This is a genomic window from Schaalia radingae, from assembly GCF_900106055.1.
Classification (GTDB): domain Bacteria; phylum Actinomycetota; class Actinomycetes; order Actinomycetales; family Actinomycetaceae; genus Pauljensenia; species Pauljensenia radingae_A.
Window position 1 is genome coordinate 1,996,438 of record NZ_LT629792.1, and the last position, 13,246, is coordinate 2,009,683.

Genomic DNA, 13,246 nt, shown 5'->3' on the forward strand with positions numbered 1-13,246 from the left:
TTTGTGATTCAGGAGTTCAGTTGCCGACCTCACTGTGCACAGCCTGCAGGCGTTCTTCGCGCAGGCGCTGCACGCCGGGAACAGTCAGTTCAGACAGGTCTGTCATCGCTATTCCCATTGCCTGGCTCAGCAGGTAGTCAGCCAGCTGCGGGTTGCGCGCCAGGACGGGGCCGTGCATATAGGTGGCGATGATAGACCCCTGGTGGACACCGTCGCATGCTCCGTCGCCTGTATTGACGCCGTTGCCCGTTCCGCGGATGACGGTTCCCAGTGGCGTGGCATCCGGTCCGCATGTTGTGGCACCGCCATGATTTTCAAATCCTGTGAGCAGGTCGGTCAGCCCGTCGATTCGGGGCGTGGTGAGAATCTCACCGATAGTTCTGCTGCCCTGAGGTGCGGTGGTGACGTCCAGGAATCCCAAACCGGGCACGCGCACTGCGTTAGCATCCTCGTACCATTGGCCCAGCACCTGCAGGGAGGCGCAGATCGCCAGAATGGGGGCACCCCGCTCAACAGCGCGTTTCAGCCCGGTGCCGTCACTCATTTTTCGAGCGGCGAGAGCCTGGGCGGTGTCCTCTCCCCCACCCAGGGTGTACAGGTCAAGGTCTTCAGGCACGCATGTGTCCAGGTCGACGCTGATGATGTCAGCATCAATTCCGCGCCTGCGTGCGCGTTCGCACAGCACCACCGCGTTGCCGGTATCGCCGTACGTGCCCAGTACTTCGGGGTAGAGCACACCGATCCGCAAGGTTGATTCACTCATCGCGTCCTCCCTCGGCCGTCGTCTGCGTGCTCTGCGTACCGGCGTGGCGTTCTTTTTCGCGCCGGTCAATTTCACGTTTCGTGTCACGAAATGACGTGTAGTTTGCCAGGAATTCGATGCGTCCTTCAGCACAGCGCGTCAATGCCTCGATCGTGTCGGGCACACATTCACAGTGGATGCCTGCATATTCGAGGCGCACAGCCAGATCCGCCGCGCGTTCCCCCGACGCCACGACGCGTTCGGCGCACGGATACTGTTGGAGCACTGAAAAGTCCACGTCCCACAGCCATGACAGGTCTTCGCCATCAGGGATCTGCCCGTTCACCGCGATGACCAGTCCGTTCGCAGTGGCATCCACCATCGTCATGGCTTCCTGCCACCCGGCCGGGTTCTTCGCCAGCATCATACGCACGCGGCGACCATTGACCTCGTGAGTGGAATACCTCCCTGCTACTTCTCTGACCTCACCGATCGCCCGACTCGCGCCGTCAATGTCGACGCCCACTTGATGCGCAGCCACGATCGCGTGCGCCGCGTTGCCGAGGTTCGCTGCTCCAGGCAAATTCAGTTTCACGTCGGTGGCGTGGCCCTCGCGCGAACGAAGTGTCGCCTGGCCGGACGCCTCGACCTTTTCCAGCCACCAGTCAGGTTCGGGACGCCGATAGGGGTGGTCTGCCCCGACTACATGCCAATCATCGCCTTGACGCACGAGCCTGCCGCCGCGGGGAAATCCTGCTGAGTCCGCCCCCCACGTGGTACCGGCTGCCACCCAGATCACCGACTTCGCATCCCATGCGGCTGAAGCGATCAGGGGATCATCACAGTTCGCAACAATGGTTGCATCGGGGTGGGCATTGACTGCCTGACGCAGCCGCCGCTCCACTGTGCCGATTTCACCGACACGATCCAGCTGGTCGCGTGACAAGTTGAGCAGCACCATCACTGCAGGGTTGACCTGTCCGGCAACGATCGGCAGGTGCATTTCATCGACTTCCAGTGCAGCGAATTGTGCGCGAGGCGCCATCATGAACGCACTGACAATGCCGGGCGGCATGTTGTCGCCGTTCACGTTCGAGGCAACCTGCCCGCGTGTGGACAGCGCTGCGCGAATCATTCGCGTCGTCGTGGATTTACCGTTCGTGCCGGTGACTGTGACGCAACGGCACCCTCGGGACACTTCCGAAAGAACGTTTGGAGCCAGTGCGAGGGCGACTCTCCCACCGATCATTCCGCCTGAACCTCGTCCCAGAGCACGAGAGGCGGTGCGAGCCAGCGATCCAATTCCCGTTGCCACGCGGGAGCGAAGGGATCGCGACGAGTTCGACGATGGTCGGGTCGAATCATGAGGCACTGTCATGAGGTCACATTAGCGCGGCAAAGGCCCGCACCTCCACTTTCAGCTGGTGTGGTGCGGACCTTGAAAAAGCACATGCGCTTCCATGTCGATATGGTGGGGCATATCGCTGAGGTCTCGCCTCGTGGGGCGCATCGGTCGGGTCCTGCCCGTCCCGAGAGGCGTAGAGGTTGAGCCTAGCCGTCGCGACGCGCTTGCCAGTCATTCATCCAGAAACTCACCAGGTCCATCAGCTGAGTAGGCGCCCATCTGACCAGTGCTCCACCGTGGAACGTCAGTTCAGTCCCTGTTGATGCGCCTGTGTCCACCGGCGTGTCAGCACCTCGCCGGGCCGAACCCGGACGCTCGCCACGACGCAGTGAAGAGACTTCACCTGTCGGTGAGGCGGCAAAGACACGGTCGCGTCGCCGCCTGACTTCATCGAGCTGATGTTCGAGCGCGTCACGTTCGCCTTCAAGCTGTTCGAGTGCCCGCTCCAGGTCGAGGATTCTGCGAATTCCCGCCAGATTAATGCCCTCTTCCTGGGACATGACCTGGACGGCGCGCAGACGTTGGATGTCACGGTGCGTGTAGCGCCGCCCTCGTCCCTTGGTGCGGGCAGGCGTCACCAGGCCCAGGCGGTCATACTGCCGAAGCGTCTGCGGATGCATGCCTGCCAGTTCTGCCGCCACAGAAATCACGAACGTCGTTTGCGAGTGAGAAGGCAGCATGTCTTACGCCTCCGCCCGCTTTGCAAGGTCAGCGCGTGGATCCCAGTCACCCAGCGACGCGCTGAAGGCGTCGAGCGCCTCGCGCTGCTGTTTCGTGAGCTTCGTGGGGACAGCAACCTGCACCTCGACCATCAGGTCACCACGACGCTTCCCGTTGGGCGCTCCGCGGTGGCGCAGTCTCAATACGGCGCCTGACTGAGTGCCTGCGGGGATCTTCATGGCGACATGTGAGCCGTCAGGAAGAGGCACGCTGACTTTGGCGCCCAATGCTGCCTCCGACATCGTCACCGGCAGCTGCATCCGTAGGTTGTCACCGTCGCGCGAATAAACAGGGTGCCTAGCCACGTTGATCGTGACGATCAGGTCACCGTTCTTCCCGCCATTTGAGCCGGGACGCCCCTTGCCGCGCAGACGGATCTTCTGACCGTCCTTCACGCCGGCAGGGATGCGCACCGTCATCGAATGGCCGTCAACGGTCATCCGCACGGTGGTGTCTTCCATGGACTGGCGGAACGTCAGTGTAGTGGAGGCACGCAGGTCATTTCCACGTTGGGGTCGAGGACCACCAAAACCTGCTCCGGGCGCTCCCTGACCGAATGAGCCCGACCCGTAGGGGCCAGACTGTCCGCCGGCGCTGCCGCCGAACAGGTTCGAGAACATATCCTCAAATCCTGCTCCGCCGCCGCCCTGGGTGCTGTAGCGCACTCGGGTCTGACCACCCGGCCCACCGCCACCGCCGAACAGGTTGGAAAACAGGTCTTCAAAGCCCGCTCCGCCAGCCGCGCCGCCGGGGCCTGCCTGGAATCGTGCCCCGCCACCTGCCATTGAGCGCAGCGCATCGTATTGTTTGCGCTGTTCAGGATCTGACAGGACGGCGTAGGCTTCACCGATTTCCTTGAAACGCTCTTCGGCTTTCGCATCTCCAGGATTCTGATCGGGGTGCCACTTTCGGGCAAGCTTGCGGTAGGCCTTCTTAATGGCTGCCGCGTCGGCGTCTTTCCCGACTCCCAGAGTCTTGTAGAAATCTTTTTCCAACCAATCTTGTCCGCTCATGTCACCTCATCTCCCGGTTGTCTGCCTGTGAGCAGTTCGTTTTCTCGTGGGCATCGGTTAATGCCCGTCCTTGTACGTGTCACTGTGGGTTGTGAACCATCACTTTCGTGGGGCGCAGAACCTTCTCACCCATGCGGTATCCGGGCTGCAGAACCTGGCCGATCACAGGGTGGTCGACATCCTCACTAGCTTGTGCCATCAGCGCCTCGTGCAGCGAGGGGTCGAAGTCGTCCCCTTCCACACCGTAGCGTTCCATCGCGAACTGACTCTTGAGAACTTCTTCAAGTTTGTTAGCGATCGCTGCGAAAGGTCCGTCTTCGAGGTCGCCGTGCTGACGCGCTGCGTGAATATCATCGAGGACGGAAATCAGCGCTTCTGCCACTTCCTGCTGACCGCTCACGCGGTGGGCGGATGCAGCTTCCTTGGAACGGCGCACGTAGTTGCCGTACTCCTGGTTCAGGTTGTACAGGTCGGCGCGTGCCCGAGCCAGGTCGTCATCCAGCTCTCCGATTCGTGCCATTGCCTTGGCCAGCTCGGTATCTTCGACATCATCCTCAAATGCGGACATATCGTCGGTACTTGCTGGCGCAGCATTGGCGCCATCAGCCAATTCGCTATTTACATCGTCTGCGCAGACATCGGAGGTGCCGTCAGATTCATTGGACGTGGTGCCATCGCGAGGGGCGGTCGAAGCTGAATCGTCTACATCTGAGTTTTCGCGTGCTGAGCCTGCTGGTTCAGACGCATCACCTGTGTGCGACGCATCGGCCTCACGGGCGGCAGCGCCATGCTGTGAGGCGCTGCCGGTGCCGTTGCCCTCGGCGTGTGCATCTGACTGTTTGCCGGATGCACACGCGTTCTGGTCGGTGGGACCCGATGGCGACACGCGCGGATCAGACTCGGAGGGCCCGGTCTGGCTCTTGTCGTTCATCGGTGTCTCACTCACTTGTCGTCGTCCTCCTCATCAACGATTTCAGCGTCAATGACGTCGTCATCGCTCGATGATGCATCTGCCTGGCCGGCGCCGGCCTGCGGAGCGTCTGCCTGAGCCTGGGCCTGGTCACCCTCGGCCTGCTGCGCGGCGTAGATTTCCTGACCGATCTTCAGTGATGATTCGTCGAGCTTGGTCATAGCCGACTTCACTGCTTCGATGTCGTCACCCTCGAGCGCCTTCTTGACCGCGTCGATATCCGTCTGGACCTCGTTGCGCGTACCTTCTGACACCTTGTCGCCGTCATCCTTGAGGAATTTCTCGGTCATGTAGACCTTCTGCTCGGCCGTATTGCGTGTTTCAGCTTCCTCACGACGCTTCTTGTCATCGGCGGCGTGCGCTTCAGCTTCCTTCACCATGCGGTCGATCTCATCCTTAGGCAGGGCAGATCCACCGGTAATAGTCACCGACTGTTCCTTGCCTGTGCCACGATCCTTTGCAGAGACGTGCACGATGCCGTTGGCGTCGATGTCGAAGGTGACCTCGATCTGCGGCTTGCCGCGAGGTGCCGGGGCGATGCCGCCCAGTTCGAAGGTTCCCAGCAGCTTGTTGTCGCGGGCGAACTCGCGCTCACCCTGGTAGACCTGAACCAGCACGGATGTCTGGCCGTCTTCCGCTGTGGAGAACAGCTCCGAGGACTTCGTCGGGATCGCGGTATTGCGTTCAATCAGCTTGGTCATGAACCCGCCCTTGGTTTCAATGCCGAGGGACAGCGGGGTCACGTCGATGAGCAGAACGTCCTTACGGTCGCCCTGGATGACGCCGGCCTGCAGGGCTGCGCCGATTGCCACAACTTCGTCGGGGTTGACACCCTTATTCGGTTCGCGACCGTCGGTCAGCTTGCGGACCTCTTCAGCCACTGCCGGCATACGGGTGGAGCCACCGACCAGCACAACGTGGTCAATGTCGGAGACCTGGATACCTGCGTCACGAATCACGTCGTGGAACGGCTGCTTCGTACGGTCAAGCAGGTCAGAGGTCATTTCCTCGAACTTGGCGCGCGAAAGCGATTCGTTCAGGTGGATGGGGCCGTCAGCCGTCATCGACAGGTACTGCAGTGAAATGTTCGTGGTCGAGGCCGAGGACAGCTCCTTCTTGGCCTGCTCAGCTGCTTCCTTGAGGCGCTGCAGCGCGACGGTGTCCTTCGACAGGTCAGCGCCTGACTTGGACTTGACTTGCTGGATGAGCCAGTCAACGATGCGCTGATCCCAGTCGTCACCACCGAGCTTGTTGTCACCGGCAGTTGCACGCACCTGAATGGTGGAGAAGCCGTCATCATCCTTGCCGATTTCCAGCAGGGACACGTCGAACGTGCCACCGCCAAGGTCGAAGACCAGAATCAGTTCATCTTCCTTACCTTTTTCCAAGCCATACGCCAGAGCTGCTGCGGTTGGCTCGTTGACGATGCGCTGAACGTTCAGTCCGGCGATCTGGCCGGCTTCCTTCGTGGCCTGACGCTGCGCATCAGAGAAGTATGCGGGGACGGTGATGACCGCATCGGTCACCGGTTCACCGAGGTATTCTTCCGCGTCATGCTTGAGTTTGCCGAGGATACGCGCGGAGATTTCCTGCGCGGTGTAATCCTTATCGTCGATGGACACTTTCCAGTCGGTGCCCATGTGGCGCTTGACTGACGAGATGGTGCGGTCAACGTTTGTGACGGCCTGCCGCTTGGCCAGTTCTCCGACGAGGACTTCGCCGGTGCTTGAAAATGCGACGACCGAGGGAGTGGTGCGCGCGCCTTCGGCGTTGGCAATAATGGTGGGCTCGCCACCTTCCAACACCGCAATAGCGGAGTTCGTTGTTCCCAGGTCAATGCCAATTGCTCGTGCCATTGAATCTATCCTTCCAAGTTGAGTCTGTTGCACTCAAGTTTAGAGGGGGGATGACGCCATGGCAAGTCCTACGACCTCAAACTTGAGTCTAATATGCTCAACTTCATCACGGTGAGGTTTATTCCCTCGTCACATGTGAGCAAGCCGACACAGCCTCCGGACACATCACCTTGCGATCGGGCACCCTCGCAGGCACCGTGACACAATTCCCCTATGCAATGTGGGTATTTCGAGGCCGGGCTGTGCCATTCGTGTACCCTGCTACCCACACCGTACGAACGTCAACTTGCAGACAAGGATGCGAAGGTTCGTCGCGCCCTCACTGAATTCGGCACGCCCGATCTGCAGTGGCTGGCACCTGCTGCATCGCATCAGAGGGATTTTCGCTCCAAGGTGAAACTCGTGGCGGGAGGGACACCCTTGAACATGCGGCTGGGAATACTGGGGGCGGATTTGAACGTGCAGGACCTGCGAGACTGCCCGATCGTCGTGCCTGCAATCCGCGATCAGCTCCCCCGACTTGCCCGTTTGATCGAGCGCATGCGCATCGAACCGTACAGCGTCAAACGGCGTCGAGGCGACCTTAAGTACGTCATTGTGACGGCAGGCGATGACAGACAACTAATGGTGCGCTTCGTGTTGCGCTCGCGCCGCCACATGTCGACTCTGCGCACTCATCTTGATGCAATCAGACAGGCGGTGCCGACCATTCGAGTGGTGACGGCCAACATTCATCCCACGCACGCAGCATTGGTCGAAGGGCCGGATGAGTACGTCCTCACCGACGAGGTAACACTGCCGATGACGGTTGGACGGACGCGACTGCAGGTTGGGCCGCGCTCCTTCACTCAGACCAACACGCGGGTGGCTTCAGCACTGTACATGCAGGTGGCGAGCTGGCTGACGGATGTAGATGCTCGCAGCGTGTGGGATCTGTATTGCGGCGTGGGCGGGTTTGCGTTAAATGCTGCAGCCGCGGGTGTCCAGGATGTGACGGGCGTGGAGATTTCCGGCGATGCTGTCGAGGCTGCGAAGAACGCTGCGCAGCACCTGGAGGTGGCAGCAAGGCGTGTGCGCACGCGTTTCATTGCGGCGGATGCGACCAAGTGGGCGCGAGAGCAGTCCGAACGCACGGTTCCAGATGCTATCGTGGTCAACCCTCCCCGACGCGGGCTGGGTGAGGAGCTTGCGACGTGGCTCAACGGGTGCGGAGCGCACCACATCGTGTACTCGTCATGTAATCCGGCAACACTGGTTGAGGATCTCGCGCACATGCCGTCGTATCAAGTGAGTCAGGGACGCATTTTTGACATGTTCGCGCACACCCGCCATGTCGAGTGTGCGGTTTTGCTTGAAACACAGTAAGGGCGAAGGTTTGCTCAATATACGATAAGGGAGCGGACCTGCTTGAAAGACGTTTGACTGCTCAAGTCTGCTCGATAGGAGCGCGGACGCCCCCTGAAATACACACAACCCCCACAAGGAGCGACACAACTTCCCCATCCACATGAGCCGACGCGCATTTATCATTTTGTTACCGACGGCCTGATTCGCGCTGGTTACACTGAAAACACCATTGAGATTAGCGGCTTTGCGAGAAAGTCATGTCATGCTCTTTCGGGCTCATACGTGAGGTCGTTCAACTCCTCGATCCCCGCGTCCACGAAACGAGGCGTCACGATGAAGGCGTTGTATCAGAAAAGTGAAATAACGTTCGCAATCATCATGATTGCTATCTACGTCGGCGGGACCCTCGTTGCACAGCAACTCACCGACCAGATCGGGATCACAGCGTTGATCCCGGCGATCTTCCATATCGCCCTTGTCGCAGTTCTTGCGTACTGGATTATCTCCAATGGCCTGGCGAAAAAGTACGGGCTTATCAAGCCGCCCTATCCAGCCGACAGAGCCTGGTTTTTCCTCCCCATTTTGATCGTTGCCACCAGCGGATTGATCACGGGTTTTGACTTCCGGTACACCGCTGTCGAAACCATCCTTTTCATTGTCTCGATGACGTGCATCGGTTTCCTGGAAGAAGTAATCTTCAGAGGTTTCCTCTTCCTGGCAATGGCGAAAAGCAATTTGATGGCAGCCATTATTGTGTCGTCATTGACGTTCGGGCTGGGACATATCGTCAACCTGCTCAACGGCGCCCCGCTGATGAATACACTCATGCAGATCGTTTTTGCAATCGTCGTCGGCTTCACCCTTGTATTGCTGTTCTACAACGGAAAGAGCTTAGTTCCATGTATCGTCTTCCACAGCCTGAATAATTCTCTGGCCATCATCGAAAAAACGAGCGCCGATGCGGCCTCGTCGCTGTCAATGAGCGAGACGGCCTTCAACGCAGCGCTCCTGTCGTTCTGCGTTGTGCTCTTGGTGGTGTACTGCACCTTCTGTCTGAAGAACCTGCGCGTGCGCGAGGATCAGCAGCTGCACGAGAGGCAGGATCTGGCCCACTGAAGGCGTTGCCTCTCAGAGCGCCGACAGACATGTGAACGTCACATACCCGACCGTCGCAAGCGCGAGCGTCACGCGCCCACGCATCGCACGCCTGAGCATCACGCACCCAAGCGTCACACGCTTGAGCACCACGCGCCCGAGCGTCACTGGCACGCACGGCGGGCGATCGTGTCACAATGCTAGGGAGATTGCGCAACCCACAGGAGGCCTCATGGCGATCGAACGCGTCGATGATTTTTCGCCCGAACTGACCGAAGCAATGAAGCTGCTCGTCCCTCAGCTGTCCCGCTCATCAGCGCCGATGGAGGAAGGCGCTATCCGCGACTTTATTTCTCAACCAGGTGTGTATCTGTTTATCTATCGCACCGATGAGGCAGCGGGCGATGTGGCTGCCGGTCAGATCGCCGGGATGCTGACACTGGCCACTTTCACAATTCCCACCGGTTTGCGTGCCTGGGTGGAAGATGTGGTCGTTGATGACAGTACGCGCGGCCAGGGTGCCGGCCAGAAGCTGGTTGAAGCAGCGGTTGACTTTGCCCAGGAGCTTGGCGCACGCACGATTGACCTGACATCGCGTCCCTCGCGCGAAGCAGCTAACCGCCTGTACAAGCGGTGCGGTTTCGAGCTGCGTGAGACGAACGTGTACCGCTTCTCCGCCGGCAAGTAGTTCGTCAGCGGTTCTTTGCCCGCAAGCAGGTTATCAGCGGCCGCACGTCTAGGCGTCCTCGTCTTCCTGTTTAATCATTTCACTTTGCCGCGCCCCCCATCTCTGCGCGCAGATCCAGACCAATCTGCTTAACGCGGCGACGTTCATCTGCAGTGGCGACTGCACCGAATAGCTGAGCGCCGTGCTCCTGAGTGATGACAGCGGCTTCTTGCTGCGTGCACTTTCCCTCGGGCGTCAACGACACCAGCATTGATCGTCTGTCCGAGGACGACGGGGTGCGCTCAACAAGACCGAGCTTTTCCAGACGGGCGATCGCGCGTGTCATTCCTGAGCGGGTGAACACCGACAAGCGTTCGGAGGAAACAGTGGCTGCGCTCGACCACATGGCTCGCCGCACAGTCGAGATCGCCGGCAAGCTGAACTCCTGAGCCTCACTCGCGTGTTCGACGGCGGTTCGCGTCGCCTCGAGCACACTGTGACGCAGTTCCTTACTGGTCGTCGCCTGTTCGTTCGGCAGGATTGACGAGGGCGACTCCACCGGCGTTGTTCCATCGCCTACCATGGAGTCATGTCCAACGTGAAACCTGCCGGCACGGCGACGGCCAGTGCCTTTACCTGCGATTATCTGTCTTTTCTGAGCGATTCCCCGTCCTCGTACCACGCCGCTAACCTCATTGCTCAACGTTTGGAGGATGCGGGGTGCGTGCGCCAGCGCGAAACTGACGCGTGGGATACGGCACCGGGTGGACACGTGGTTGTCCGCGACGGTGCCGTTATTGCGTACGTGATCCCCGAGTCTGTCACTGACTCGTCTGCGTTCCGCATCGTCGGCGCGCATACTGACTCCCCTGCTCTCGTGCTCAAGCCGTCTGTGCAGGCCACCACCGCCGACGGGTGGGGGCAGCTGTGCGCAGAGATTTACGGCGGAATGCTGCTGAACTCGTGGCTGGATCGCGAACTCAAAATCGCTGGACGCATTCTCACGCAAGGCGGCGAGCAGCGCCTGGTCGCAACCGGCCCACTCGCACGCATCCCGCAGCTGGCCATCCACCTGGACCGTACAGTGAGTGACAAGGGCCTTGTGCTCGACAAGCAACAGCACATGAAGCCCGTATGGACTGTTGACGAGGACGACGCGTCGGTCCTTGATCTCGTGGCTCATACGGTCGATCTGGATGACGCCGATCAGATCGCATCCTTTGATCTAATCCTGACTCCCTCGCAGGGGCCTGCCGTCTTCGGATCGCACGGACAGTTTGTCGCTGCTGGCCGTCAGGATAATTTGTCATCGGTGCACAGCGGCCTCACCGCAATAGAGCGCCTACTGGCTGACGGCATCAGTGGCAACGATGTACTGATTTTCGCCTGCTTTGATCATGAGGAAGTAGGATCGTCAACCAGTTCGGGGGCGGCCGGGCCGTTCCTCGAAGACATTCTGCGTCGCACGGCGGCGAGCCTGGGTCGAGACTTTGACGGGACGGCTCGGATGATGGCCGCCTCATCGTGTATCTCTGCTGATGCCGGGCACAGCGTGCATCCCAACTATGCTGATCGGCACGACCCTGACAACCGCCCGGTGATGGGCCGCGGACCACTGTTGAAGTTGAACGCCAACCGCCGGTATTCCTCTGATGCTCCCGGGATCGCGTTGTGGAAACGCGCGGCTCAGGCAGCTGACGCCCCCTGGCAGAGTTTCGTGTCCAACAACTCGATGCCATGCGGCACCACGATCGGCCCGATCACGGCGACGCGTCTGGGAATCTGCACGGTCGACGTCGGGATCGGTTTACTGTCGATGCACTCGGCTCGCGAAATGAGCCACGTCGCCGACCTTGAATCGCTCAGTGCAATTCTGGAGGCCTACTGGCGCGGAGCCTGAGGCACGAAAGCGCTCTGCGCAGCGCCCTGCGCTCTGGCTCCCAGCTGCCTTCCTCCAGCTTCCTCTCGCGCCCGGCTGTCTCCACTCCCCCTCTTGTCCCCAACTGCCGATTTGGACGACGCGTCGACTGATGTGCGCGCAGACAAAAGCTCCTGACCTGCACAAACAGTGGCAGGATTGCAACACCCCCGCCCTATAGTCGACCGAGATCGACAGTTGGGTCAATGAAAATGGACGTACACAACAGGTGCGGGCTACAGCTCACGCGCTGCAGCCCGCACCTGACACAAAGTTAGAGAACTGACAAGAACAAGACCTTACTTCGACTTTTGGCCGGTTGTGATCTGAACCGGAACGTTGTCAGCGATGGCCTTGGAATACGGGCACAGCTGGTGCGTGCGAGTCGCCACGCGCTTGACCGTCTCATCGTCGAGGCCAGGAATCTCAACATTGATCATGACTGACAGCGCAAAGGATTCACCTTCAGGCCCGATCCCCACGGAGCAGGTAACCAGCGAATCAGACGTGTCAACTCCGAGTTCTTTTCCAGCAAGTGCAAGCGCACTTTGAAAACATGCGCCGTAGCCTGCGGCGAACAGCGCTTCTGGGTTCAGTCCCCCACCGGGGCCACCCATCTTTTCCGGGGTACGCAGATCGGCCTGGAAGTCCAGCGTCGGAATCGTGACGGCTCCGTCGCGACCTCCCGTGCAATCGGCTTCAACTCTGTAGACGATTTTTTGAGGTGTATGTGCCATGAGCTCAATCTCACCACGTCCCCGATCTGTCGGCAAGTGCCGTTCCAGTCGGTGAAACAGTGCCACACGCTATCTACCCTGCTGGCCAAGCGTGCTCTCCACTAATCCCCAATCTCTCCACTAATCCCCCATAACCGGCACGCACGGTGAATCTGCACGCCTCGAGCGGAAGTGGTTGTGTCTCACACTGTCCTATCTACGAACGGTTAGAAGCTGCACACTTTGGGCCTATGGAGTACTACCGATTGAACACCGCCGACCCGTCTTCACCTGACAGTGCCCGCTTAATTGCAGTTCGGAAGCGCTCATTAGTAGGAGGCAGGTCATTGGCTGGGAAAAACGCCGCTTCTATGTTCTCGCCGTCGGCAGGCCACGGCTCGCCCTGCTTCCATTCACACACGAATGAGCAGTCCAGATAACTCGACACATCACCATTCGGGTAGGTCACAGGCCCCACGACCTCCACCGACAAGAGGCGCTGCGCAACCGCTTCAACACCGGCTTCTTCACGAATTTCACGTTCAGCTGCAGCAGCCGGTTCCTCGCCTGGATCCACGATTCCCGTCACGGGCGTCCACTTGCCGTTGTCAGCACGCTTGACCATCAGCACTTCAACATCAGCCAGGTCAGCGTTCGCGCCGGTCACCCTCGCCAATGAGGAAGACGCAGCGGGACGCAATACGACTGCCGTGCACCCTGGTATCCACAGCGGTGCGTGTCCGATTTTGGAGCGTAATTCAAGGACGAAAGGAGGAGTTGCCATGCATCTACCCTAG

At 59.8% G+C, this 13,246-nt stretch carries 13 protein-coding genes; 4 read left to right on the top strand and 9 right to left on the bottom strand.

The genetic code is table 11. The features are described 5' to 3' along the window. Positions 1-16: 16 nt before the first annotated feature. From BLT69_RS08755 to dnaK, 6 genes are all read right to left on the bottom strand, one after another. Positions 17-763: a type 1 glutamine amidotransferase gene (locus BLT69_RS08755; protein ID WP_058237289.1), complete on the bottom strand. Its 747-nt coding sequence runs from the start codon at positions 761-763 to the stop codon at positions 17-19. Further along, the gene (locus BLT69_RS08760) at positions 756-2,120 is read right to left on the bottom strand and encodes a Mur ligase family protein (RefSeq protein WP_074026209.1); all 1,365 of its coding nucleotides are present in this window, start codon (positions 2,118-2,120) and stop codon (positions 756-758) included. Before BLT69_RS08760 ends, BLT69_RS08755 begins: the two co-directional genes overlap by 8 nt. Before the next feature lie 173 nt (positions 2,121-2,293). After that, positions 2,294-2,827: a heat shock protein transcriptional repressor HspR gene (locus BLT69_RS08765; RefSeq protein WP_058237290.1), complete on the bottom strand. Its 534-nt coding sequence runs from the start codon at positions 2,825-2,827 to the stop codon at positions 2,294-2,296. Positions 2,828-2,830: 3 nt separating this feature from the next. Continuing rightward, entirely contained in the window at positions 2,831-3,880 is a 1,050-nt protein-coding gene (locus tag BLT69_RS08770; protein WP_058237291.1) for a DnaJ C-terminal domain-containing protein, read from the bottom strand. A gap of 79 nt (positions 3,881-3,959) precedes the next feature. Beyond that, on the bottom strand, positions 3,960-4,826 hold the full coding sequence (locus BLT69_RS11315; protein ID WP_413772601.1) for a nucleotide exchange factor GrpE: 867 nt from the start codon (positions 4,824-4,826) through the stop codon (positions 3,960-3,962). Next, complete coding sequence (gene dnaK, locus BLT69_RS08780; RefSeq protein ID WP_058237292.1) at positions 4,823-6,706, bottom strand: molecular chaperone DnaK; 1,884 nt, start codon at positions 6,704-6,706, stop codon at positions 4,823-4,825. The genes BLT69_RS11315 and dnaK overlap by 4 nt, the downstream gene beginning before the upstream one ends. 213 nt (positions 6,707-6,919) lie before the next feature. Between dnaK and BLT69_RS08785 the strand changes: the two genes are divergently transcribed. The 3 genes from BLT69_RS08785 to BLT69_RS08795 all read left to right on the top strand — a co-directional run bounded on the left by BLT69_RS08785 (position 6,920) and on the right by BLT69_RS08795 (position 9,836). Further along, a complete protein-coding gene (locus tag BLT69_RS08785) occupies positions 6,920-8,071 on the top strand; it encodes an RsmD family RNA methyltransferase (RefSeq protein WP_058237293.1) in 1,152 nt (383 codons plus the stop codon). Positions 8,072-8,386: 315 nt separating this feature from the next. Next, positions 8,387-9,169 (top strand): CPBP family intramembrane glutamic endopeptidase, encoded by a 783-nt coding sequence (locus BLT69_RS08790; RefSeq protein WP_070727954.1) that lies wholly within the window; start codon positions 8,387-8,389, stop codon positions 9,167-9,169. Positions 9,170-9,380: 211 nt separating this feature from the next. After that, positions 9,381-9,836, top strand: a complete 456-nt coding sequence (locus tag BLT69_RS08795; RefSeq protein ID WP_070727957.1) for a GNAT family N-acetyltransferase — start codon at positions 9,381-9,383, stop codon at positions 9,834-9,836. A gap of 79 nt (positions 9,837-9,915) precedes the next feature. Here the strand turns inward: BLT69_RS08795 and BLT69_RS11195 are convergent, their stop codons facing one another. Continuing rightward, a complete protein-coding gene (locus BLT69_RS11195; RefSeq protein ID WP_092648839.1) occupies positions 9,916-10,398 on the bottom strand; it encodes a MarR family winged helix-turn-helix transcriptional regulator in 483 nt (160 codons plus the stop codon). A 6-nt stretch (positions 10,399-10,404) separates the two neighbouring features. Between BLT69_RS11195 and BLT69_RS08805 the strand changes: the two genes are divergently transcribed. Further along, positions 10,405-11,715 (top strand): M18 family aminopeptidase, encoded by a 1,311-nt coding sequence (locus tag BLT69_RS08805; protein WP_092648840.1) that lies wholly within the window; start codon positions 10,405-10,407, stop codon positions 11,713-11,715. A 317-nt stretch (positions 11,716-12,032) separates the two neighbouring features. Here BLT69_RS08805 and BLT69_RS08810 read toward each other — a convergent pair whose 3' ends face one another. Further along, entirely contained in the window at positions 12,033-12,470 is a 438-nt protein-coding gene (locus BLT69_RS08810; protein WP_070727960.1) for an Ohr family peroxiredoxin, read from the bottom strand. 238 nt (positions 12,471-12,708) lie between these two features. Further along, positions 12,709-13,233, bottom strand: coding sequence for an NUDIX hydrolase (locus BLT69_RS08815; protein WP_092648841.1), 525 nt, complete (start codon positions 13,231-13,233; stop codon positions 12,709-12,711). Positions 13,234-13,246: the final 13 nt, after the last annotated feature.